This is a genomic window from Acinetobacter pittii, assembly GCF_022449185.1.
Classification (GTDB): domain Bacteria; phylum Pseudomonadota; class Gammaproteobacteria; order Pseudomonadales; family Moraxellaceae; genus Acinetobacter; species Acinetobacter pittii_I.
The window spans coordinates 254,845-277,146 of record NZ_JAKUKO010000001.1; the positions used below are offsets into that span (position 1 = coordinate 254,845).

19 protein-coding genes are annotated in these 22,302 nt (G+C 39.3%); 9 read left to right on the top strand and 10 right to left on the bottom strand.

Going from position 1 to position 22,302, the window contains the following annotated elements:
• Positions 1–12: 12 nt before the first annotated feature.
• From mnmA to MKX14_RS01165, 6 genes are all read right to left on the bottom strand, one after another.
• Complete coding sequence (gene mnmA, locus MKX14_RS01140) at positions 13–1,146, bottom strand: tRNA 2-thiouridine(34) synthase MnmA (RefSeq protein ID WP_005073282.1); 1,134 nt, start codon at positions 1,144–1,146, stop codon at positions 13–15.
• A gap of 4 nt (positions 1,147–1,150) precedes the next feature.
• Positions 1,151–1,639, bottom strand: coding sequence for an NUDIX hydrolase (nudJ, locus tag MKX14_RS01145; protein ID WP_032063058.1), 489 nt, complete (start codon positions 1,637–1,639; stop codon positions 1,151–1,153).
• A 144-nt stretch (positions 1,640–1,783) separates the two neighbouring features.
• Positions 1,784–2,335, bottom strand: coding sequence for a gamma carbonic anhydrase family protein (gene yrdA / locus MKX14_RS01150; protein WP_240281552.1), 552 nt, complete (start codon positions 2,333–2,335; stop codon positions 1,784–1,786).
• Between the two features lie 90 nt (positions 2,336–2,425).
• Complete coding sequence (gene dacC / locus MKX14_RS01155) at positions 2,426–3,574, bottom strand: D-alanyl-D-alanine carboxypeptidase PBP5/6 (RefSeq protein ID WP_046812547.1); 1,149 nt, start codon at positions 3,572–3,574, stop codon at positions 2,426–2,428.
• Positions 3,575–3,700: 126 nt separating this feature from the next.
• Positions 3,701–4,123 carry an MCR_0457 family protein gene (locus tag MKX14_RS01160; RefSeq protein ID WP_080947738.1) on the bottom strand — a complete coding sequence of 141 codons (423 nt, stop codon included), beginning with the start codon at positions 4,121–4,123 and terminating at the stop codon, positions 3,701–3,703.
• A gap of 153 nt (positions 4,124–4,276) precedes the next feature.
• A complete protein-coding gene (locus MKX14_RS01165; RefSeq protein ID WP_240281553.1) occupies positions 4,277–4,648 on the bottom strand; it encodes an MCR_0457 family protein in 372 nt (123 codons plus the stop codon).
• 101 nt (positions 4,649–4,749) lie between these two features.
• On the opposite strand from MKX14_RS01165, the gene surE reads away from it, so the two are divergent.
• From surE to aaeR, 3 genes are all read left to right on the top strand, one after another.
• Positions 4,750–5,520 carry a 5'/3'-nucleotidase SurE gene (gene surE / locus MKX14_RS01170; protein ID WP_206218159.1) on the top strand — a complete coding sequence of 257 codons (771 nt, stop codon included), beginning with the start codon at positions 4,750–4,752 and terminating at the stop codon, positions 5,518–5,520.
• A 111-nt stretch (positions 5,521–5,631) separates the two neighbouring features.
• Entirely contained in the window at positions 5,632–6,459 is an 828-nt protein-coding gene (gene nlpD, locus MKX14_RS01175; RefSeq protein WP_240281554.1) for a peptidoglycan DD-metalloendopeptidase family protein, read from the top strand.
• 102 nt (positions 6,460–6,561) lie between these two features.
• Complete coding sequence (aaeR, locus tag MKX14_RS01180; protein ID WP_046812550.1) at positions 6,562–7,491, top strand: LysR family transcriptional regulator; 930 nt, start codon at positions 6,562–6,564, stop codon at positions 7,489–7,491.
• Positions 7,492–7,542: 51 nt separating this feature from the next.
• On the opposite strand, the gene ycbZ is transcribed toward aaeR, so the two are convergent.
• On the bottom strand, positions 7,543–10,161 hold the full coding sequence (gene ycbZ / locus MKX14_RS01185; RefSeq protein ID WP_005067989.1) for a Lon protease family protein: 2,619 nt from the start codon (positions 10,159–10,161) through the stop codon (positions 7,543–7,545).
• Between the two features lie 165 nt (positions 10,162–10,326).
• Between ycbZ and MKX14_RS01190 the strand changes: the two genes are divergently transcribed.
• The 4 genes from MKX14_RS01190 to rpmE all read left to right on the top strand — a co-directional run bounded on the left by MKX14_RS01190 (position 10,327) and on the right by rpmE (position 14,450).
• Positions 10,327–12,519: an AmpG family muropeptide MFS transporter gene (locus MKX14_RS01190; protein ID WP_240281555.1), complete on the top strand. Its 2,193-nt coding sequence runs from the start codon at positions 10,327–10,329 to the stop codon at positions 12,517–12,519.
• A gap of 2 nt (positions 12,520–12,521) precedes the next feature.
• Complete coding sequence (gene gloA / locus MKX14_RS01195; protein ID WP_046812552.1) at positions 12,522–12,923, top strand: lactoylglutathione lyase; 402 nt, start codon at positions 12,522–12,524, stop codon at positions 12,921–12,923.
• Positions 12,924–13,057: 134 nt separating this feature from the next.
• A complete protein-coding gene (locus MKX14_RS01200; protein WP_080947740.1) occupies positions 13,058–14,029 on the top strand; it encodes a bile acid:sodium symporter family protein in 972 nt (323 codons plus the stop codon).
• 196 nt (positions 14,030–14,225) lie between these two features.
• Entirely contained in the window at positions 14,226–14,450 is a 225-nt protein-coding gene (gene rpmE, locus MKX14_RS01205; RefSeq protein WP_001200845.1) for a 50S ribosomal protein L31, read from the top strand.
• A gap of 62 nt (positions 14,451–14,512) precedes the next feature.
• Here the strand turns inward: rpmE and MKX14_RS01210 are convergent, their stop codons facing one another.
• The 3 genes from MKX14_RS01210 to epmB are packed head-to-tail and all read right to left on the bottom strand — an operon-like array spanning position 14,513 to position 19,398.
• Entirely contained in the window at positions 14,513–16,624 is a 2,112-nt protein-coding gene (locus MKX14_RS01210) for an EAL domain-containing protein (RefSeq protein WP_240281556.1), read from the bottom strand.
• Positions 16,621–18,366, bottom strand: a complete 1,746-nt coding sequence (locus MKX14_RS01215; RefSeq protein ID WP_032004504.1) for a hypothetical protein — start codon at positions 18,364–18,366, stop codon at positions 16,621–16,623. Before MKX14_RS01215 ends, MKX14_RS01210 begins: the two co-directional genes overlap by 4 nt.
• Before the next feature lie 15 nt (positions 18,367–18,381).
• A complete protein-coding gene (epmB, locus tag MKX14_RS01220) occupies positions 18,382–19,398 on the bottom strand; it encodes an EF-P beta-lysylation protein EpmB (protein WP_240281557.1) in 1,017 nt (338 codons plus the stop codon).
• Between the two features lie 73 nt (positions 19,399–19,471).
• Here epmB and efp point away from each other — a divergent pair, with 73 nt between their 5' ends.
• Positions 19,472–20,041 carry an elongation factor P gene (efp, locus tag MKX14_RS01225; RefSeq protein ID WP_002118666.1) on the top strand — a complete coding sequence of 190 codons (570 nt, stop codon included), beginning with the start codon at positions 19,472–19,474 and terminating at the stop codon, positions 20,039–20,041.
• A gap of 164 nt (positions 20,042–20,205) precedes the next feature.
• A complete protein-coding gene (gene cstA, locus MKX14_RS01230; RefSeq protein ID WP_240281558.1) occupies positions 20,206–22,302 on the top strand; it encodes a carbon starvation CstA family protein in 2,097 nt (698 codons plus the stop codon).

The window sequence follows — 22,302 nt, forward strand, 5'->3', positions numbered from 1 at the left end:
CCATTCATTCCCTTAAATAAAATTTGGTGTAGGGGCATTTGTATGGTGAATAACACCCCCGCCTAAGCAAACTTCATCTGAATAAAATACAACGCTTTGACCCGGTGTAACAGCACGCTGTGGTTCATCAAACTCAACGCGAACACCGTGTTCAGTGTTTTCATCAATAAAAATTGTACATGCCTGATCAGGTTGACGATAACGCGTTTTAGCTGTACAGCGTAATCCTTCAACTGGAATATTTTGTTCACCAGCTACCCAGTCAATTGACTCACTCCACAGTTGAGTACTTTGCATGAGTGGGTGTTCATGTCCCTGACCAACAACGAGACGATTATTGGCAAGATCTTTATGTAGTACGAACCATGCACCTTCCGCTGCACCTTTCAAACCACCTAGACCAATTCCACCACGCTGACCGAGCGTATAGTACATCAGACCGTGATGTTCACCAACTTCTTTACCTGTATCAAGTACAATTTTCCCAGGCTGAGCGGGTAAATATTGTTTAAGGAAGTCATTAAAACGACGTTCCCCAATAAAACAGATTCCTGTTGAGTCCTTTTTCTTAGCTGTAGCAAGATCAAGTTCTTCAGCAATTCGTCGAACTTCAGGTTTTTCGATTTCGCCTACAGGGAATAAAGTTTTATTAATTTCTCTACCATGAACAGCGTGCAAGAAATAGGTTTGGTCTTTATTGTTATCTACACCACGTAATAATGGCGCATATGCTTCGCCTTTAGAGTTATATGCGGTTTCACCACGGCGTGCATAATGACCAGTCGCAATAAAGTCTGCACCTAAAGTCATGGCATGATCTAAAAATGCGCGGAATTTAATTTCTTTATTACATAAAATATCTGGATTTGGCGTACGACCAGCAGCATATTCAGCTAGGAAAAGTTCAAACACTCGATCCCAATATTCCATCGCAAAGTTTGCTGTATGCAGCTTAATACCGATTTTATCAGCTACTGCTTGGGCATCGGCTAAATCTTCCATTGCCGTACAGTATTCCGTGCCGTCGTCTTCCTCCCAGTTCTTCATGAAAAGACCTTCAACTTGATAACCCTGTTGAAGTAAAAGTGCTGCAGAAACAGAAGAGTCTACACCACCAGACATACCGACGATGACACGTTGTTGCATAGGACTAGGCATCCAAATGAGAAGTTAATGAGGGAGAGAAGGGGTGCTCATAAATAAGCGATAAAGGATAATGGTGGCCTTTCATAGCATCTTCAACTGCTTTTAGCACAAGAGGACTACGGGCACGGGCAGATTCTTTGAGTTCATCTGGTGTCATCCACACAGCAGCGATAATACCTGTGTCGAGTTGAGGATCACTTTCAACTTGAGTTACATGTGCGAGAAAACAGAAACGGTAATAAGTGCGATCTGGAAACATTGGCGGGGTATAAGTATAAATACCAAGCAAGGCATCAATTTCAACATGATGACCTGTTTCTTCAAGTGTTTCTCGAATGGCAGCTTCTGTTAATGACTCACCACATTCCACATGACCAGCAGGTTGGTTAAATACTGTGTGTACAAAACCTTCGCTATGCTCTTCTACAAACAGATAGCGTCCGTCTTTTTCTACGACTGTAGCAACAGTGACATGAGGAGTCCATGCGGCCATAAAAAAGCACCATGATTTAAAAGACGTATAATACGAAATTTAGGGGTTTTTGGCTACGGTGATCTGCTAAACGATATGAGCAATACGATAAAACCATATCGTTTAAAAAGCAGAATTTTTATTACTCACAATCAAAATAAACACTTAATCCTGATTTGCTTGTGCAGCTTTATGATTATTTTGTACTTTTACATAATGTCTTGCTGAATAAGGAAGAAACGCCAGTTCTTTTTCAGTCAGTGGTCGCACTTGTTGTACAGGGCTTCCTACATAGAGATAACCGCTTTTTAAGACTTTGCGTGGCGGAACTAAACTTCCTGCACCAATCATCACATCATCTTCAATAATTACGTCATCTAGAATAACGGTGTTGATTCCGACTAAAACACGGTTGCCAATGGTACAGCCATGTAAAGTCACATGGTGTCCAACTGTTACATCTTCACCAATAATCAGAGGTGAGCCATTCGGTTTGGCATCATTTTTGTGGCTTACATGCAACATACAATGGTCTTGTACGTTACTGTTTTTGCTAATTTGAATACTATTTACGTCACCACGGATGACTGCAAAAGGCCAGACAGAAACATTTTCAGCTAAGCTAACGTCACCAACCACAACAGCCATATCATCGATATAACATGTTGTATCTACTTGAGGGTGGTGTTCAAGATAAGGACGAATGTTCTTTGCCATAAGAAGTATCAAAATAAAATTTAGTCGAATTATAAAATAAAAAAGCACTCAGGCTAAATAGCATGAGTGCTTAATTCAACTATTCAAAAATTAGAATAAGTTGCTGAAGAATTGCTTGATATGGTCGATTAAACGAGCAAAGAAACCAGCTTCTTCAACTGGCTTTAATGCAACTAACGGCTTTTCAGCAATTACTTTACCATCTAGGCTAGCAACAAGTTTACCCACAACTTGACCCTTTTGAAGTGGCGCATTTAGGTTAGGTTGAACGACTAATTGAGTTTTAATGCCATCAGCTTTACCTTTAGGCATAGTCACACTAAAGTTTTCAGCCAAACCAACTTGAACTTCATCTTCTTTACCAAACCAAACTTTTGCTTTTGCAAGAACCTGATTTGCTGGTTGAACATTTGCAGTTTCAAAGTTAGCAAAACCCCAAGCCAATAAGGCACGAGTTTGGTTTGCACGCTCAGACATGCTCGGAGTACCAAAAATTACTGAAATTAAACGCATTGGGCCGCGTTTACTTGATGTGGTTAAGCAGTAACCCGCTTCATCTGTATGGCCTGTTTTCAAACCATCTACACTTGGGTCTGTGTAAAGCAAGGCGTTACGGTTACCTTGTTTAATACCATTAAAAGTAAATTCTTTTTCAGAGTAAATAGGATAGTATTTTGAACTATCTTTAATAATATGTTGTGCTAACACAGCCATATCTTTTGCAGATGAATAATGACCTTCAGCAGGCATACCGGTCGAGTTAATAAACTGGGTGTTTACCATGCCGATACGTTTTGCTTCCTGATTCATCATATGAGCAAAAGTGCCTTCATTTCCGGCAATATGCTCAGCCATTGCTTTTGATGCATCATTACCTGACTGGATAATAATACCGCGGAGCATTTCTAGAACAGTCGCTGTACCGTTTAAAGGAACGTACATACATGATTCAGAACTACTGCCTTTACACCATGCAGACTCATTCATACGAACCTGCTCATTTTCAGTGAGTTCACCTTTTAATAATTTTTGTTCAATGATGTAACTAGTCATCATTTTTGTCATAGACGCAGGTGCAAGCTTTTCGTTTTCATTTTTAGAAGCGAGAATTTGGCCTGTCTCATAATCCATTAATACATAAGACTTATTATTTAATTCTGGCGGAGCTGATAAGACAGTTGCTGCATAAGAAAAACTTGGTAAGAGGAGTAGTGCAGCAATAGCGCTTTTTCGAGTCATTCTAGGTAATTCCAATATCTTGTATGAAGCAGAAGAGCCTAGCATTTTAGGATAAAGCAAAGCCGACTTCTATGGGGGAAGCCGGCTTTTTCAAAGAGTATTGTAACTCAAGAGTTTTTTACTAATTTAGTTTTGCGATTGATAGGCTTTCACGTCTTGGCAAACTAGAGTATTTTGCTCATCACCAGCAGCTTTTGCATCGCTACGTGCTTCTTTTAAGTATTTTTTGAAGCCTTTGTCTTTGCTACGTTTTTCTAATGCAGAAACAGCATCAGCTTCATTTGGTAGATAGTCTTTTACTAAACGCTCATAACCTTGAGCAAAATCAGTGTCTTTTTTACCAATTAGGTCGGGGCAAATTTCAGAAAGCACTTGGATTGCAGCTAATTCTTCAGGAGTCGTGCCTTGTTGTGGAGTGACTTCAACAACATTTTCATTTTCGGTTTTCTTTTCAGTTGTTTTCTTCTTATCAGCAGCAAAACCAACTGTTGCCATGCTCATAAGTAAAACCAAAGAGAGCGATTGAACTAAGCTTTTCTTCATAAACATCGATAACCCAAAATAAAATTTTTAAATATGCCGTTAGCTTAACCAATTTAGATTTTAAAAAAATGGAAAAAATGTATTGTTATGTTGGTTTTCTGCTTAATGCTAAACAGAAAACCAAAACGAGTAAATTTCTATATCATAAAAGATTAAGATCTATTCCTTATAATTAACAATCTCTTCACAGAGCTCATGTTGCTCATGATGGTCCATTTGTTTTGCCGCAAGACGTGCTTCATTTAATAAAGTTTTAAATTCAGCATCATTTTGTAGAGTCGCTAAGGTCATTGATTTATTTGAATAACTACTTAGATACATTGCAATTATTTTTTCAGCATTTGAATCAAGTTTTTTATTTGTTCCTACAAAAGCTGGGCAGATTTCCTGCAAAACTTGCGTTGCGGCAATATCATCTTTAATTAAGCTATCAGCCTCTTGTGTTGAGATATCCTCATCTGCAAAAACCGCTTGTATACACAATGTGATACTGATCCCCAATACCTGAAAAAAAGGAGCGAAAGTTTTCATTTTTTCACAATTTTATAATGCTATGGAGGCATAAATATATATAATTCAACAAATAATTCAATTGTGAAAACCTTTAGGTTTATTTTTAGAGAAAGATTTTAGTGAATATTTTAATTGCGAATGATGACGGTGTTTTTGCGCCAGGTATACAGGCTTTAGCTGAAGCATTAAGACCACTTGGACGCGTGGTTGTAGTTGCGCCAGAAAGTGAAAGAAGTGGTTTCTCAAGTGCATTAACATTGGATCGACCATTACGCCCCATTCAAATTGCCGAAGATGTCTGGGCAGTGAATGGTACGCCAGCAGATTGCGTTTATTTATCCATGAATGGTTTGTTTGATTTTGAGTTTGACTTGGTCGTGAGCGGAATCAATAGTGGTGCGAACTTAGGTGATGACGTTTTATATTCGGGAACGGTAGGGGCTGCATTTGAAGGTCGTTTAATGAAGCAACCTGCAATCGCTGTGTCTTTAGCGGGTCCTGATGTACGTGCTTATAACGATAAAGAAGATTATGCTCAGGCTGCTAAATGGGTACATGATTTTATTGCAAGCGGATTACCAGCTTTGCCTCCGCGACATATCTTTAATATCAATATTCCTGACGTGCCGCAGTTAAAAGGGGCGCAGATTACATATCAAGGTCGCCGTGCTCAATCTAAGCCTATTACCAGTCATGTCGATCCACGAGGCCGTCAAGTTTACTGGATTGGACTAGCAGGTGAGGCGGTTACAGATCCAGAGCGTGTTTCTAGCCAGATTCAATCTGATTTCTTTGCGGTTGCAAACGGTTATGTAAGTGTTACTCCTATTCAAATGGATGCAACAAATTACGCTGTTTTAGAAGATTTACAGATCAGTTTGAGCCAATAATTTGCCTCGAATGTTATAACTTTGTGAATAAAGAAAAAGAGGAACGTGTTTCCTCTTACTTTTTTGGTACTCTTAGCCGAAATGATTTGTAGCATTTAGTGAGGGAGATCAATGCATTTAATTGGGCAACAAAGCAGAGTGCATATCCAAAAAGACAAAATAATGAAAATTATGATGCTGTCTGTAGCGGTAGGCTTTACTGCGGTTATGACAGGATGTGCTTCTAAACCACAAATTAATAATAGTTCTCGCTATGCAATGGCCCCTAACTATTACACGGTACGTTCAGGTGATACTTTAAGTGGTATCGCAATGCGTTATGGTCTCGACTATATCAGTATTGCCGAAATGAATGATATTGCTCCGCCATATCGTATTTATGTTAATCAGTCTTTGCGTTTGAAGAAAGGTTCTTCATCAAGAACGGTATCTACGCAAGTCATTACGCAACCTGAGCAAATCAAACGTCAAACTATAGCTCTACCAACTACACAACCTGTTACACCAGTAACTCAGCCTAAAACGACCTCATCGTCAACGAACACGACAGTGACTTCGGTTGCACCAAATTCTAGCTTACGCTGGATAAAACCGAATAATGGGCCAGTGATTCAAGGCTTTAATTTGGCAAATAATGTCAAAGGAATCCGTTATGGTGGAAATCAGGGTGACCCTATTTATGCCGCAGCAGATGGTCAAGTTGTCTACGCAGCAGATGGCTTAAAAGAATACGGTAATCTCGTTTTAATTAAGCATATTGACGGCTATATCAGTGCCTATGCCCACAATAGCAAGATGTTGGTGAAAAGCGGCGACAATGTAACTGCTGGACAAAAAATTGCCGAGATGGGCTCTACCGGGGCTTCTCAGGTCATGCTTGAGTTCCAGATCCGTTTGGATGGAAAACCAATTAATCCTATAAATCTTTTACCAAAATAGCTAATGCATAAAACTTAGGTTTCCTCGTATAATATAATTGGTTGCTTTCATTACAACAATAAGCATTTTTTTATAAATTTAGAATTAGATTTGAGGAAACCTATGTTAGATCAGCTTCGTGCGATGGGTGTTTTTGCTTGTGTGGTTGAAAAAAGTTCATTCAGTGGTGCGGCACGTGAATTAGGAATTACAACAAGTGCGGTGAGCCAGCAAATTCGCTCCCTCGAGCATGAAATGGATGTAATTCTATTACATCGCTCCACGCGTAAACTCAGTTTGACAGAAGCCGGACAGGCTTTTTTTTCAAGCTGTCAAGAAATGTTGGCGGCTGCTGAAAGGGGGAAAATCCGAATTAATGAGTTGAGGGATGACTTAATTGGGGATTTGCGTATCGCAACTACTCCTGATTTAGCAGTTCAGCATCTCATTCCTGCGTTATCTCACTGGATGTCGGCTCATCGCGGTTTATCTGTGCACTTTGAGGTTGGGCATCGTTATATCGACTTAATTGAAGAGCGAATTGATATTGCTGTACGCATGAGTTCTACTCCCGTAGAGGAAAGTAGTTCTGTCATTCCGATGGCCTTTGTCGATCAGATTTTAGTAGCTTCTCCCAGCTATCTGAATCAATCTAGTCCAATTGTGCATCCTAATGATTTAAGAGATCATGAATTATTATCAATTAACGTGATGAATGACGCACGCCATTTCAATTTTCAACATGTAAAAACGGGTGAGACACTGAATATTGAAATGCAAAGCCGTTTGCAGAGCAATCATTTACAAGTTGCAAAAGCGTTATGTCAGCAAGGGCATGGTATTGCACGAATTCTATATTTAGATGCTCAAAAAGAATTGAAAAATGGTTCTTTGATTGAACTCATGCCAGATTGGAAATTACCAACTTTTACTTTGTATGCAGAAGTTGCCAAGCATGATCAACAGCCAATGAAAATTCAGCGCTGTGTTGAAGCACTTAAACAATATTTTAGTCAATTAGCAGGAGGGCGAGCCATTCAGATCGTTCGCTAATTTTGCCACTCTAAAAGTAAAAAGGGCCTGTATTTGACAGGCCCTTTTTTATTATTTCTGTTTTAAGGTTGCAACTTCTTCTACACTTTCTTGTGGTAGATCTTCTGCCGTAAGTTCTTCATGCTTCTTAATTTTTTTCTTATTTTTCTTTTTCTTCTTTGGCTCCTCTTCAATTTCTGCACCATCTTCAATGGCTTGCCAATATTCGAGTTGCTCCATTACAGCAGCATAAATAGAGTGTTTACTGTATTTACCTTTTTTGTCGAGTGTACCGACAGGGCGGGCCATTAGGATTTCAAGCGCTTGATCAATGGTATCAATTGCATGGATATGGAATTGACCACTTTGTACCGCATCAATTACATCTTGGCGTAACATCAAATGCTGCATGTTTTGACGTGGAATAATGACACCTTGTTTGCCAGTTAAACCTTGTAATTTACACGCATCATAGAAGCCTTCAATTTTTGCATTTACACCACCAATTGGTTGAACTTGGCCTAACTGGTTCATAGAACCCGTAATTGCCCATGATTGATCAATTGGTATTTGGCTAATTGCAGAAATTAATGCAGAAAGCTCGGCAACTGTTGCACTGTCGCCGTCTACTTGCCCATAACTTTGTTCAAATGCAAGCGCAGCAGAGAAATGTAAAATCTGTTCACGACCAAAGTGAGCTTTTAAGAAGCTAGACATGAGCAACACGCCTTTGGCATGCAGTGAACCACCAAGTTCTACACTACGTTCAATATCAAGAATATCGCCGCCGCCTTGATAAACTGATGCAGTCAAACGTGAAGGTAAACCAAACTCAACATCTGCATAGTGAATAACAGAGAGGGCATTAATTTGACCTAAACGATGACCAGAAGTTTCGATTAACTGAGTTCCACGTGACAGATCTTGCCAGTAAAGTTCTCTTAAATAGCCTAAGCGATACTGTCTGTGTTGTAGTGCCAAGTTAATGTGCTGGTCAGTTACAAGCTTTTCATTGGCTTTAAAAGCATGGTGATGTGCTTCTCGAATGAGGTCGCCCAAAGTTGAAGCATGTAATGACAGTGAGCTTTGGTCTTCTGCCTGACGACTTGAATCGGTAAGTAAAGCTGCTAAAGCACTGCGGTCAAACGGAAGTAATTTATCCGCTTGTACATAATCAGCAATTAGCTGCATGTAAGCTTGTTCATTTTCGTCATTACGTTGCAGAGTATCGGTAAAATCTGCACGAATTTTAAATACACTGCCAAGCTCTGGTTCTACTTCTAAAATTTCATAATAAATTTCAGGTTCTGCCATAAGAACCACTTTAATATCAAGCGGAACAGCAGCAGGTTCAATCGAGATAGAGCCTGTTAACGTCAGCATATGTTCAAGAGAAGAAAGCTTGAGTTGGCCTGATTTTAAGGCGCGCTTTAAACCTTGCCATGCATAAGGCTGTTCGAGTAATTGCTCGGCCTCAAGCATTAAAAAGCCACCATTCGCTTGATGTAGAGCACCTGGACGAATGAGAGTGAAATCTGTGGTAATTGTGCCGTTGTGAGTAAGTTGTTCAACATGACCAAGCAAGTTGTAGTGCGTTGGGAAATCTTCAAAAATAACCGGTGCACCACTGTTTGGCTTGTTTGAGACAATTACATTGGCCTGATAACGTGCAGGCACACGATTGAACATTGCCGGAGCAAAGTCATCTTCTTCTTGCTCTAAAATGAGTTCAACATTATCAATTACATCTTGCGCATATTGTTTTAAATAATCTTCAAGGCCTTTGACTTGACCATATTTATTTAAAATCAAATCCATGCGTGGCTTAACCACTTGAGTCGCGATGTCTCGATTCAACACAGAGACTTTGTCACGTGCGTCATCTTCTAAATCACCTAAATGCAAACCAAGACGCTCGAGCTTTTTATCCATGTAGCGAACATTCGCTGCAATTTCAGCACGTTGCTTAGTATTTAAAGCATCAATTTCTGTTTGGGTGAGTTCTTGCACCTGATCATCTTTTACTTGCACAGGTACAAAGCCATGCTTTTCATTGCGGGAGATGAGTTTTAAGTCGAGCTCTTCACCTTCTTTGGTTAACTCGACAAGCGCTTGTTGCTGCTCATCTCCAGTTTCCTCACGGATACGCTCAATACGGTTATGATAGGTCTCCGCACTAAAACGGCGTTCAAGCTGTTTTAAAATAATTTGCCAAGTTTGATGAAGGGCATGTTGAAACTTGGTTCCTTGTCCAGCAGGGAAGCGTAGAGCAAGTGGTTGACGTGCTTGCTTAAAATTATAGACATATACCCAGTCATCTGGAGTAGGCATTGTTTTCGCATGTTGTTGGAGTAAACGCTTAATCATGGTGCGTTTGCCCAAGCCTGCTGTTCCTACTGCAAAAATGTTATAGCCAGAGTAGGGTAAAGAAATACCCGCTTCTACCGATGCTTTGGCACGGTCTTGCCCTAAAAAGTTATTAAGCGGTTTTATGCGTTTTGTAGAAGCTGGAATTTTTTCAAAATCTGGAATATGTGTTAGTTGTTCGGGTTTTAAGGCTGTTTTATCCAAAGTCATTTTTATATCAGGTTGCTCAAAAGCTGAAGGAAATGCATTTATTGTGACGTTTGTGGTGTTTGTTTTAGCGAGTGATAAAGTTGAGATGGTCACTTGATCAAGTTTTTGTGTCACTGTTGATATCCAGCAAAAGAAAACGAAGGTTGAAGCTTAAAGGTATACAGGTTTAGCATAAAATATCAAGCAAACTTGCCGTTTTTATCGCCAAAACAAAATTGATTGCATAAAGAATCTTGAAAGCAATTGTAAGAAGGGTTTGAATAGGCACATTTATAATTTATGGAAAATAAAAAACGAATGACCACACAAGCTTCGGGTTGGGTCTCGGCTTTTAAAGCATTTTTAGATCGCCGTGCATTAATTATGCTGTTTCTAGGTTTTTCTGCTGGAATTCCGATTTTATTAATTTTCTCTAGTCTCTCTTTATGGCTTGGAGAGGCGGGCATTGATAAAAGTGCAGTCACTTTTTTTAGTTGGGCTGCCCTAGGTTACTCTTTTAAGTTCGTTTGGGCTCCTCTTATTGATGAGTTACCTGTGCCTGTCTTAACTAAAACATTAGGCCGAAGACGAGCTTGGTTGTTAATTGCACAGTGTTTGATCGTTCTTGCTATTTGTATTATGGCTTTTTCTGATCCTGCTCTAGGTCAAAGTTATCTTATTCAAATGGCGGTAGGTGCTGTATTACTCGGCTTCTCAGCTGCAACCCAAGATATTGTGATTGATGCTTACCGTATTGAATTAGCAGAAACAGAAATGCAAACGGTTTTGGCCTCTACCTATAATGCTGGTTACCGAATTGGCATGATTGTGGCTGGAGCGGGTGCATTATTTCTAGCTGCCCACTTGGGAACTGCTAAAGGTAATTACATTTACGAAGCTTGGAAAACGACTTATTTAACCATGGCAGGCGTTATGTTAGTGGGTATTGTCACGACCCTACTTGTGCGTGAGCCTGTTGTAAATCGAGTTTATAAAAATTATAAGAGTAGTGATTACTACCGTTTGGTTCTCGTATTTTTTATTGCCGTTATTTCATTCGTAGTCACTTATATTTATTCGGGGCAAGTTACCGAAGCCATTTCACAAGCTGGCAATATTAAAGACAGTGCTGCGTTATTTGGTTTAGAGGCTTTAAGATTTTTAACTGCAACTGCTGCTGCGATTTTTGTAGGTTATCTACTCGTTAAAATTGGTGTAGTTAACCAGCAAATGGCGAAAGAGACATGGATTGCACCAATTCTTGATTTCTTTAAACGTTATGGTGTCAAACTCGCATTAGTGTTGTTGCTACTTATTGGTTTCTTCCGTATTTCAGACATTATTGCTGGTGTTATTTCTAATGTGTTCTACCAAGATCTTAACTTTAGCAAAGAGCAAATTGCAGAAGCAGTTAAAATCTATGGGGTGCTATTTAGTTTAGTCGGCGGTTTCTTAGGTGGTCTTTTAGCACAGCGCATCAACATTATGAAACTGATGTTTGTCGGTGCGGTTTTGGCTAGCTCTACCAATTTAATTTTTATTGGACTAGTAAAATCTGGTCAGCCATTAGATATGGTAGACGTAAAAGTTGGTGAACATAGCTATCAAGTCAAACCAGACGAAGTCGGGTTATGGAAGTTAGAAGTACCAAGTTCTGCTTTTAGCGGAACAAAACAAATCGAAGTGAAAGCTGCTTATGCTTCAAATGATGTAGCGCCTGTTACACGTACTCAGCCATTACTGACAACTGATTCAGCTAAATCGCCTCTACAAATTTTACCTGTTATGGGCAATGATCAGGTCTCACTCAAAGATGGTGAGGGAAGTGTTGTGGTTCGAGGGCAATACTTTGGGCAAGCATTAACTCCTACCCAAAAAATTATTATTAGCCTTGATGGGCAAAATTTTGATGCAAAAATGACCGATCAAAAAGGTGTTTTCAGTGCTGCTATTGATGCGAAAAAACTAGTGGCATCGACAAGTAAAGAGCTTAACGTAGCTGTAATGGATGGCGAACAAAAAATACTTTCTGCATCTCATCCATATGCTGTTAGTGCTGTTAGCTCAAATCAAAAAGCAGCAAGTGAACTTGATGTGAATATTGAACCAGTAGCTTATATTGATCCGCTTTCTGGTCAACCAGTGGAAATCAGCGGTAAGGTCATTAAACCATATAGTTCTTTATGGCTTTATTTTGCCATTATTGTCGATAATTTAGCTTCTGGTTTGGCTGGTGCGGCATTTATTGCATTCCTTTCAAGTTTAACGAGTGTCTCATTTACAGCTGTTCAATATGCAATCTTTAGTTCACTCATGACACTTACTCCAAAACTTTTGGGTGGATATTCAGGTACCATAGTCAGTAATATTGGATACCCAAAGTTCTTTTTGATGACAACTCTTATTGGTATTCCAATCTTGATCTTAGTGGTTTGGGTTGGAAAATTGCTAAGAGATCATCAAACACATGAATCAGAAAAGGCAGGTGAATAAACATGCGAATGCTTCATACAATGTTGCGAGTAGGCAATTTAGAACAATCTTTAAAGTTCTATACCGAAGTATTAGGGATGAAGTTACTTCGTAAGCGTGATTATGAAGAAGGGCGCTTTACACTGGCATTTGTTGGCTATGGTGATGAAGAAACCAATACCGTGCTTGAGCTTACACATAACTGGGATACATCAAGTTATGATTTAGGCAATGCCTATGGTCACATTGCCATTGGTGTTGAAGATGCCTATAAAGCGTGTGAAGAAATTAAAGCACGTGGTGGCAAAGTTGTGCGTGAAGCGGGGCCAATGAAGGGTGGTGTTACCGTTATCGCATTTGTTGAAGATCCAGACGGCTACAAAATCGAGCTCATTCAACAAGATGCAAATGCCAGAAATAATTAAGTAAATGACTTAAGTGCTTTAAGATTTAGCTCTTAAAAGCCTAGCTTTATTTTTTTAGCCCAGTATGATGAATGCTTGACCAAATGGTCAATTTATCAACTGGGTTTTTTATTTATCTAAAATAATCATAGGATATGGCTATGCTGAAGTTATTGGCGCTTGATCGATTTACAATTTTATTGGTTGGAATGGTACTACTCGCAACATTCTTTCCAGTCAGTGGTCAAGCAGCGCAATATTTCAATACACTGACCACAGTCGCAATTGCAATCTTATTCTTTTTGCATGGTGCGAAACTATCACGTGAGGCTGTAATTGAAGGTATTTTGCATTGGAAAATGCATTTACTGGTCTTCGCATTTACTTTCTTTATTTTCCCTGTAATTGGTCTGTTGGCTAAGCCAATTTTATTACCTCTGTTAGGTCAACAGCTGTACTGGGGTTTTTTATTTATGTGCTTTTTACCCTCTACAGTTCAATCCTCTATTGCATTTACGTCGGTTGCAAAAGGGAACGTGGCGGGAGCGGTGTGCAGTGCATCTTTTTCAAACTTGATTGGTATGTTTATTACACCAGTCTTGGTGAGCTTTTTTATTTTAGGCCAAAGCCAACATGGATTTGACCCGACGACTTCAATTATACAAATTACATTATTACTGTTAGTGCCATTTATTTTAGGTCAATTATTACGTCCTTATATTTTCCCTTATATGGCAAAAGTTCCGAGTATTGTTAAAGCATTCGATCAAGGCTCGATTTTGATGGTGGTGTATGGCGCATTTAGTGGAGCAGTAGTGGCAGGGCTTTGGCATCAAGTAAGTTGGAAAACTTTACTCATTCTAACAATTTCTTGTTCAGTGCTCTTAACAGTCATTATGCTATTAGCACTTTATCTACCGCGTGCTTTAGGTTTTAACCGAGCAGATCAAATTACAGTTTTCTTTTGTGGCTCCAAAAAGACCTTGGCGAGTGGTGTTCCGATGGCGCAAATCTTATTTATTGGCCAACCATTAGGCATGATCGTGTTACCTATTATGATTTTTCACCAAATACAGTTAATGGTGTGTGGGGTGATCGCAAATTACTTGGCTAAATCCCAAGATTAATTCGCAAAAGAAAATTATTTGACGTATAATGTTGCCCACTTGTTGTGCTTAGCTCTAACCCTAGAGGTTTCGGTGGGCCAAAAGAATGGTCTGTTGTGGTGTTGATCTGCTCATTTTGAGCCTGTCCTCAACTTAGTTGAGAGTGATCAATTGCGATGACAGCTTAAGCCTTTCTTCCAATTAGGAGTAATCGACGATGCGCGCCGATATTCACCCAAAATATGAAAAATTAGTTGCAACTTGTTCTTGCGGTAACGTAATCGAAACTCGTTCTGCTTTAGGTAAAGAAACTATCTACCTTGACGTATGTTCAGCTTGCCACCCATTCTACACTGGTAAGCAAAAGAATGTAGACACTGGTGGTCGTATCGACAAATTCAAACAACGTTTTGCTGGTATGTCTCGCTCTATCAAGCGTTAATACTGCAACACGAAACAAAAAACGGGCTTTATGCCCGTTTTTTGTTTTTCAGTACAAGACCATTATTGGTCTTGTACGTCTGTTAATCGATCAAGTTTTTTCTGGAAATAGCGACCTTGTAAGAAACGCGTTTCCACATTCCAAGCGTTTGCAAATAAGTTCATATCATCTAGATCACTCAGTAAAATCCCTACAGGTTTTACAGTCAAATAGTTCAAAACCTTTTCTTGTAAGCGTGTTAGACCATCATCTGAGTTTAATAGCTCAGTTTTCTTCGATTGCAGTTTTAAATATTGAACGTCTAGTTGTTGCAATATTGATTCGCTATACATAGAAGAGCTGAAATCCCGAATTGAAATTTCTGCGCCGTGTTGACGTAGGCGAGCTATGTGTTGCTGGGCAATTGCAAGATGAGGCTGAATTGCTTGTTCTGAAAATTGTAAAATCAGTGGGCTTTCAAGCTTACTGCCAATAATGGTGAGTAGTTTTGAAATCAGCTCAGGGAAGGATTTATCTTTGAGCAAGATATCAATATTCAGGTTAATAATCAGTTTAGCTTTCGGGTACTGAGTAATAAAGTTATGTAGTTGCTTACATGCCTCAACCAAAATCCAGCGATCTAATTGAATAGAAAGTTCACTGTCTTCTCTTAATTCAGCCAAGTCATTTATGTCATACCATTGATCATCGCTAATAAAACCGCTCGTCACCTCATAGTTATGGGTTTCTTGATCGTGTTTATCGTAGATTTGCTGATATTTTAAATGAATTTCACTTCGAGCTAGCTGCTGCTTTAATTGCTGCAATAACGAAGATTGCAAAGAAGCATCGACTTGCTCAAGACTTAGATCAAGCGATATAGAGGATTTGACAGGCTCGGGAGCGATAATATCGATGGTTGGTGCCAACTCAATTTCCGCCTGCGCCTTAGGTAACTCTTGCTGATTTGTTTGATCAAGTAAGCTTGAAAAGCTATCTTCATTTAAAGGTTCAGTAATTGGGGCATAGCTCAGCTTAAATTGGATCGAGTAATTAAGCTCATTAATCTTTAATAAATGCTCTTTTTGCAAACTTTGCAGACTAGTCAGTTGGGAGTTAAGGACTGTGCTGTTTTCAGCTTGTAAAATGCCAACATATGCACCAAGTTCAATATTAAAAATCGGCATTTGCGCGTGTTCTTTTAAGAAACTGTGCAGCTGATTAAAATATTGTGCAGGAGTTTGCCAATCTTGTTGAAATACTCGCTCTGGGCACTGATTTAATTTAAATAAAATTAAAGCATTGGCTTGAGCAGGGTAGGTCGATAGTTGTCGATTAATTTGTTGCCAAGGCGTTTGTACACCATAATTCTTTTCTGCAAAAAGTGTATTTGCAGGTGTTTTTAAATCCAGTTGGTAGTCAATGGTCAACTGTACGGCATCTTCTTCCTGACTAGGAATAAACTCTAGTTTTAGAGCATTGTTACCTGCGATTGCTGCATGTTGACTCTGAATTTCAAAACGTGCCTGATCAAATTGGCCTAATGAAATTTTCTTAAATCTTTGTTTAAAAATATTTAAATCATCAGGTTGTAAAACATCTAAGATAGGCAGGCCAATAATCTCGTCTTCTTGCTTAAATCCAAAAAGGTTGAGATATTCTGTATTTGCCTTAACATGCATGCCTTCTTGAAAAAGGGCAACTGCTTTATGACTGTTGTTGACCAATGTTTGTGTATGGGAGTGAATTGTTTCTAACTCATTGGTCAGGCGTTGTTCAGTCTGCAATAAGTGGCTATACGACAAGGTCCGAATAAGAGTGATATAGAAATAATCTAATGGTTCTAATGGAACTACATCATAGATACCTTTTTGAATATAAGCCTGATATTGCTGAGGCTGATAATCTTCAGGTTGTAATAATAAAACAGGTAAATTTGGCTGCTCAGATGCTTGAATGAGGGAGAGAGTTTGTTCAATTTTTAGGTCATAAGCACGACCAAAAATAATAGCATCCCACGGCGTATTTAACTGTTTTTCAAAACTTTTTAAGTCATCAAGTAATAATGCCTGAACTTGATAATCATTCCCCAATAATAAATTTAAAATCTGGTTATAACGTAGCTGGTTGTCATCAATAATGAGTAAACGTGTTTCAGTACGTTTTAACTTTTTAGATAATAAAGAGTTTCTCACTTTAGTGCTTCCCATAAATCTTGAGTGCTAGAGTTATTACCCTTTTTCATCATGAACTGATCAAGCAGACCTTGTTGCTGCTCATTTAAAAGCTCGAAATGAAATTGAATAAAACTTTGCGTAATGAGCTGTGCTTTGAGTAGATACACTTTGATTTCTTCTGTCCCCAATCGTAAATGAATTGTTTGTTGCTCTCTAAAAATTTGAGAGCCCGGTAAAATAAGCGTATTTTGTATTTCTTCTAGATTTTGTGTTTGTAGTAGTAGTGCGGGATGATAATTGCGAGTATGACGCTCAGCTTGAATATGCACTGAACAAGGAAACATGGCTTGTGACAAAATCTCTAAACCTAACTCTAGGGATTTTTCGGTCGATTGTTTAATCCAGCGAATTACACCGCCACGCCATTGTCCATGCAAAGTTTCTTTAACTAAAATGTATTCACCAGTTCTTAAGTTTTTCGGTGCTTCGCCAGACCATTTAATACGATATCCATTAACACTAATATCGAGAACGGTGGTTTGATAAATGGTTTTACTCTCACGACTTAAGCGTTGATAAGAGCTGGTTTGTTGTTCTTTTTTCTCTAAGTTGGATAAAACTTTAGCTTCGCTTTGTAAGTTATAGTTATGGTTAAGCTGTAGCGTTTCTTCAAAGTTTTTCGCTTTTGATAGATAGAAATGAGCTGTGCTTAAACCAAAACAAATTTGAAGCTCTGCATTGTATTCATAACGTTCATGACGACGTTGAGCTGTGGTTCCTAAAATCGTTTGAACATGAAATTTTAAAGCTGGGCTTAAATAAAACTTTTCATTCTTAGAAATATATTGAGCATTTTTATGCATGGTTGCAGTGACATGCTCAAGTAAAGCTTGCGTACCGATGAAGATGCTAGGGTTAAAGTTAGAGCTACGCTTTGTATTATAAACAGGCGGATGGTCCTTATTTGGGTCGACCACATATTTCGTTAACGCGGTATCTTTCGGCAAAATATGAATCATTCTTGCCCAGTCAAAACTACATTGAAACAATGCCTGAATTTCTGACTGACGAATCTGGTTCGTATTTAAAATATCCAGCAAAATCAACTGAGCATAAGCTTGGGTAATATTCGCTAAAGGGTGTTGTATACCCTGAATATGGTTGATATTGATCAGATGGTATTTGTGTTGAACTGCGGTTTCATACAGCTGATGCGCAATTAACCATTGTCCTTTTAGAGGTTCGCTATAGAGCATATGCTGCTGATAAAGGAGACTCGTTAATTGTTGTAGCGCATGAAACGTCGATAAAGTACGCGCCGTTTGCAGATTCTTTTTTTGCTTATAGGCAAAGATTGAAAACTTTTGATGCTGGAGTTGTTCATGACTATTTTGCGCAATATTTAAATAAATACTGGCGAAATAGCAGCGGAGCAACATCGCTAATTCAATAATGTGCTCATTACGATCTGTACTAATAACACCCTGATTAAAAAAGTTTTTCTCAAGGCTGGCGAGTACATTATTAATGGTTGGGTGAAGCGTTTGTATAAGATCGAAACGTAAAGTCTCACTACACTTTAATTCATTGAGCTCTAAAATAGCCGTGAATAATGCTTTTGACGTATCGCCGAGTTGCATAATAGAAAGGGTAGTGACCCATTCATTAAGATCTTTAATATTGGCTTCACAAAAGCTTAACCGTTCACGAGTGAGTTCGGTTTGATTGTGAAAAATGTCCGACAGCGCATTATTCATCATCACTTATTATATAACTCAAAAAGTTGTAGCCCCAAAAAGCGGTGTTTTATTCTTTTCGCCCGCAATTTCCCTGACGAGTTTAGGAACCAAATACCCCGGTAGGTTCGCTAACACGTCACGATAGATATCATCTATCTCAGATGATTCTAAATCAAAATGTTGTGCACCTTTTACTTTATCTAAAACATGTAAGTAATAAGGCATAACGCGAGCTTCAAATAAACGATAACTTAAATCAACTAAGGTCTGTGCAGAATCATTGACGCCTTTAAGCAATACTGCCTGATTAAGTACAGTAATGTGGTGGTCAGATAACTGCAACAATTTTGAACAAGTAAAGTCATCTAGTTCAGAAGCATGATTTGAGTGTACCACCAGAACTATACGCAGCCTACTGTTTTTTAATAAAGAAATCAGCTCTTGGTCGATACGGTTAGGAATAACAATTGGGACTCGTGAATGAATTCTCAGAATCTGAATTTGTTTGAGAGATGATAGGCGTTCTAACCAAAGTGCTAATTTACGGTTAGAAAGCGTAAGCGGGTCACCACCACTCAAAATAACCTCGTTAATGTTTGGGTTTGCTTCGATATAATTTTTAATGTTTAGCCAATCGTCATTTTTTGGTAAATTTTCCTGATAGGGAAAGTGACGACGGAAACAGTAACGACAATGAACTGCGCAAGCACCTGTCAAAGTCAGTAAAAAACGCGACTTATATTTGTGTAATACACCCGGCAATTGATTTGCTGCTTCTTCACCTAAAGGGTCGGTTACAAACTCAGGATGTTCTTCAAGTTCTAAATGATGAGGCAATACCTGTAGCAAAAGCGGGTCAAGTGGGTTTTTAGCGTTCATTTTTCCGACGAACGCGCGAGGCACACGTAATTTAAACTTTTCAGAAGCTAGAATCGCACCCGATAATAGCTGTTCTGAGGATAACTCGAGTAGGCTTAGCAATTCCGAAGGATCAGTAATAAGGTCACTCAGTTGAGATTGCCAGTTTTGCTCTTGGTATAAATAGTTTATCATTTGACACGATTAAGATAATGCAACAACGCATTATATCGCATAGTTGACTTGTTAAGTTTGGAGTGTGCCTTTCATGGCCTATTATTCTACAAATGATTTCAAAGCAGGCCTTAAGGTTATGCTTGATGGTAACCCATGTTCAATCATGGAAAACGAATATGTAAAACCAGGTAAAGGTCAAGCGTTCAACCGTGTAAAATTACGTAACCTTAAAACCGGTAAAGTATTAGAAAAAACTTTCAAATCAGGTGACTCTTTAGAAGCAGCTGACATCGTTGAAGTTGAAATGGAATACCTATACAACGATGGTGAAATGTGGAACTTCATGGATCCTGTATCTTTTGAGCAAATCGCAGCAGACAAAATTGCTATGGGCGATGCTGCTAAATGGTTAAAAGACGATTCAAATGAAAAATGTACAATTATGTTGTTCAACGGCGTACCTTTAACAGTAAGCCCACCGAACTTCGTTGTATTGAAAATCGTTGAAACTGATCCGGGTGTACGTGGTGATACATCTGGCGGTGGCGGTAAACCAGCTAAGCTTGAAACAGGTGCGGTTGTTCGTGTTCCGTTATTTGTTCAGCAAGAAGAAAGCGTTCGTGTAGATACTCGTACTGGCGATTATTTAGAGCGTGCATAATAGTTAAAAAATACACTATTATCGAAGGGATGATGTAAATCATCCCTTTTTTTATGCGAAAGTATAAGAGGAAAAAAGAAAAAGGAGGAGTAGAGTCACAGGGATTAAGAGAAACAGTACATAACAATATAAAAATGCTGTAGTTATTTATTGAGAGGTTAAGAATGGACACAATGCAAGCGAAATCTACGCTTCCCTCCAAGCTGGTCTGGAGCCTAGTGGCAATAATAGGTGCAATTTCTTTTGGGATGCTGGCACTCAGTCGTGGTGAACATGTCAATGCGGTTTGGCTTGTACTTGCTGCAGCATGTGTATATAGCATCGCATATCGATTTTATAGTCTATTTATTGCAACTAAAGTATTTGAATTAAACCCAAGACGTTTAACACCAGCACATCGCTTGGCCGATGGTCTGGATTATGTTCCCACCAATAAATACGTGCTTTTCGGTCACCACTTTGCTGCAATTGCAGGAGCGGGGCCATTAGTCGGACCAATTTTGGCTGCACAAATGGGCTTTTTACCAGGAACGATCTGGTTATTGGTCGGTGTAGTTTTGGCGGGCGCGGTACAAGATTTTTTAGTTTTATTTATTTCAACACGTCGAGACGGTCGCTCACTTGGTGAAATGGCAAAACAAGAACTCGGTTCTTTTGCCGGTATTGTGGTCATGCTTGGTGCGCTTGGGGTAATGATTATTATCCTTGCGGTACTGGCATTAGTTGTGGTGAAAGCACTTGCACATAGTCCATGGGGTGTTTTCAGTATTGCAGCAACCATTCCAATTGCATTGTTTATGGGCGTTTACATGCGTTTTATTCGCCCGGGACGTATTGCCGAAGTTTCTATTATCGGCTTCGTTTTAATGATGCTTGCGATTGTCTATGGTGGACAGGTTGCAGCAGATCCTTACTGGGGTGAATTTTTCACCTTAACAGGAACACAGCTGACATGGTGCTTAATCATTTATGGATTTATCGCATCAGTTTTACCAGTCTGGTTATTGTTAGCACCACGTGATTATCTATCAACATTCCTTAAAATTGGTGTCATTCTTGGCTTGGCCGTTGGTATTGTGATTGCATTACCTGAATTGAAAATGCCGGCAATGACTCATTTTATTGACGGTACTGGTCCTGTATTCTCAGGTAGCTTATTTCCATTCCTATTTATTACCATTGCCTGTGGTGCCATTTCTGGTTTCCATGCGCTTGTATCAAGTGGTACAACACCAAAACTTGTTGATAACGAAGCTGACATTCGTGTGATTGGTTATGGCGGCATGCTCATGGAATCTTTCGTCGGTATTATGGCGATGATCTGTGCAACTGTCTTAGACCCGGGTGTGTACTTTGCGATTAATGCTCCTGCGGCTGTACTGGGTACAACTGTAGAAACTGCGGCAGAAGCTGTGCGTAATTTAGGCTTTGTCGTTACGCCTGAAATGTTAACGGTGTTGGCACAGGAAGTTGGAGAGTCTTCGATTTTATCGCGTACGGGTGGTGCGCCTACCTTTGCGATTGGTATGGCACATATCATTTCGGAAATTTTTAACAGCCGTTCAATGATGGCATTCTGGTACCACTTTGCGATTTTATTCGAAGCATTATTCATTTTAACTGCTGTCGATGCGGGTACGCGTGCTTGTCGTTTTATGGTGCAAGACACTGTGGGTATTGTTATTCCTGCGGTTAAATCTTCAAGCTCATTCTTTGGTAACTTGCTAGGTACTGCTGTTGCGGTAGGTGGATGGGGCTTCTTCGTCTATCAAGGTGTGATTGATCCATTAGGTGGTGTCAATTCACTCTGGCCTTTATTTGGTGTGGGTAACCAGATGTTGGCTTCAATGGCGCTCATTTTGGGTACAGTTATTCTGTTTAAAATGAAAAAAGAAAAGTATGTATGGGTGACCATCATCCCAACAATTTTCTTGTTCATCACTTGTATGACTGCGGGCTGGCAAAAGATTTTCCACGAAAACCCAAAAATTGGTTTCTTGGCGCAAGCGCATAAGTTCTCTGACGCGATTGCTCGTGGTGAAATTATTAAACCAGCCAAAACTATTGCTGAGATGCAAAACATTGTGATGTCGAATCAGATTAATGCTGCGCTTTGTGGCTTCTTTATGATTGTATCGATTGTCATGATTATTGCCTCAATTGGTATTGTTCGCCGTGCTTTAGCGAGTCCGAAACCGACTGTAAATGAAGCGCCTGCGGTATATGCCGATCCTGAAGTGGTTACCACTCGAGGAGAATAA

Coding starts and splice junctions, on each gene's coding strand:
- MKX14_RS01190 (WP_240281555.1), top strand. CDS start 10,327: ATGGAAAATAAAAAACGAATGACCACACAAGCTTCGGGTTGGGTCTCG.
- yrdA (WP_240281552.1), bottom strand. CDS start 2,335: ATGGCAAAGAACATTCGTCCTTATCTTGAACACCACCCTCAAGTAGAT.
- MKX14_RS01165 (WP_240281553.1), bottom strand. CDS start 4,648: ATGAAAACTTTCGCTCCTTTTTTTCAGGTATTGGGGATCAGTATCACA.
- MKX14_RS01160 (WP_080947738.1), bottom strand. CDS start 4,123: ATGTTTATGAAGAAAAGCTTAGTTCAATCGCTCTCTTTGGTTTTACTT.
- epmB (WP_240281557.1), bottom strand. CDS start 19,398: ATGATAAACTATTTATACCAAGAGCAAAACTGGCAATCTCAACTGAGT.
- aaeR (WP_046812550.1), top strand. CDS start 6,562: ATGTTAGATCAGCTTCGTGCGATGGGTGTTTTTGCTTGTGTGGTTGAA.
- nlpD (WP_240281554.1), top strand. CDS start 5,632: ATGCATTTAATTGGGCAACAAAGCAGAGTGCATATCCAAAAAGACAAA.
- mnmA (WP_005073282.1), bottom strand. CDS start 1,146: ATGCAACAACGTGTCATCGTCGGTATGTCTGGTGGTGTAGACTCTTCT.
- gloA (WP_046812552.1), top strand. CDS start 12,522: ATGCGAATGCTTCATACAATGTTGCGAGTAGGCAATTTAGAACAATCT.
- MKX14_RS01215 (WP_032004504.1), bottom strand. CDS start 18,366: ATGATGAATAATGCGCTGTCGGACATTTTTCACAATCAAACCGAACTC.
- nudJ (WP_032063058.1), bottom strand. CDS start 1,639: ATGGCCGCATGGACTCCTCATGTCACTGTTGCTACAGTCGTAGAAAAA.
- efp (WP_002118666.1), top strand. CDS start 19,472: ATGGCCTATTATTCTACAAATGATTTCAAAGCAGGCCTTAAGGTTATG.
- rpmE (WP_001200845.1), top strand. CDS start 14,226: ATGCGCGCCGATATTCACCCAAAATATGAAAAATTAGTTGCAACTTGT.
- MKX14_RS01200 (WP_080947740.1), top strand. CDS start 13,058: ATGGCTATGCTGAAGTTATTGGCGCTTGATCGATTTACAATTTTATTG.
- dacC (WP_046812547.1), bottom strand. CDS start 3,574: ATGACTCGAAAAAGCGCTATTGCTGCACTACTCCTCTTACCAAGTTTT.
- cstA (WP_240281558.1), top strand. CDS start 20,206: ATGGACACAATGCAAGCGAAATCTACGCTTCCCTCCAAGCTGGTCTGG.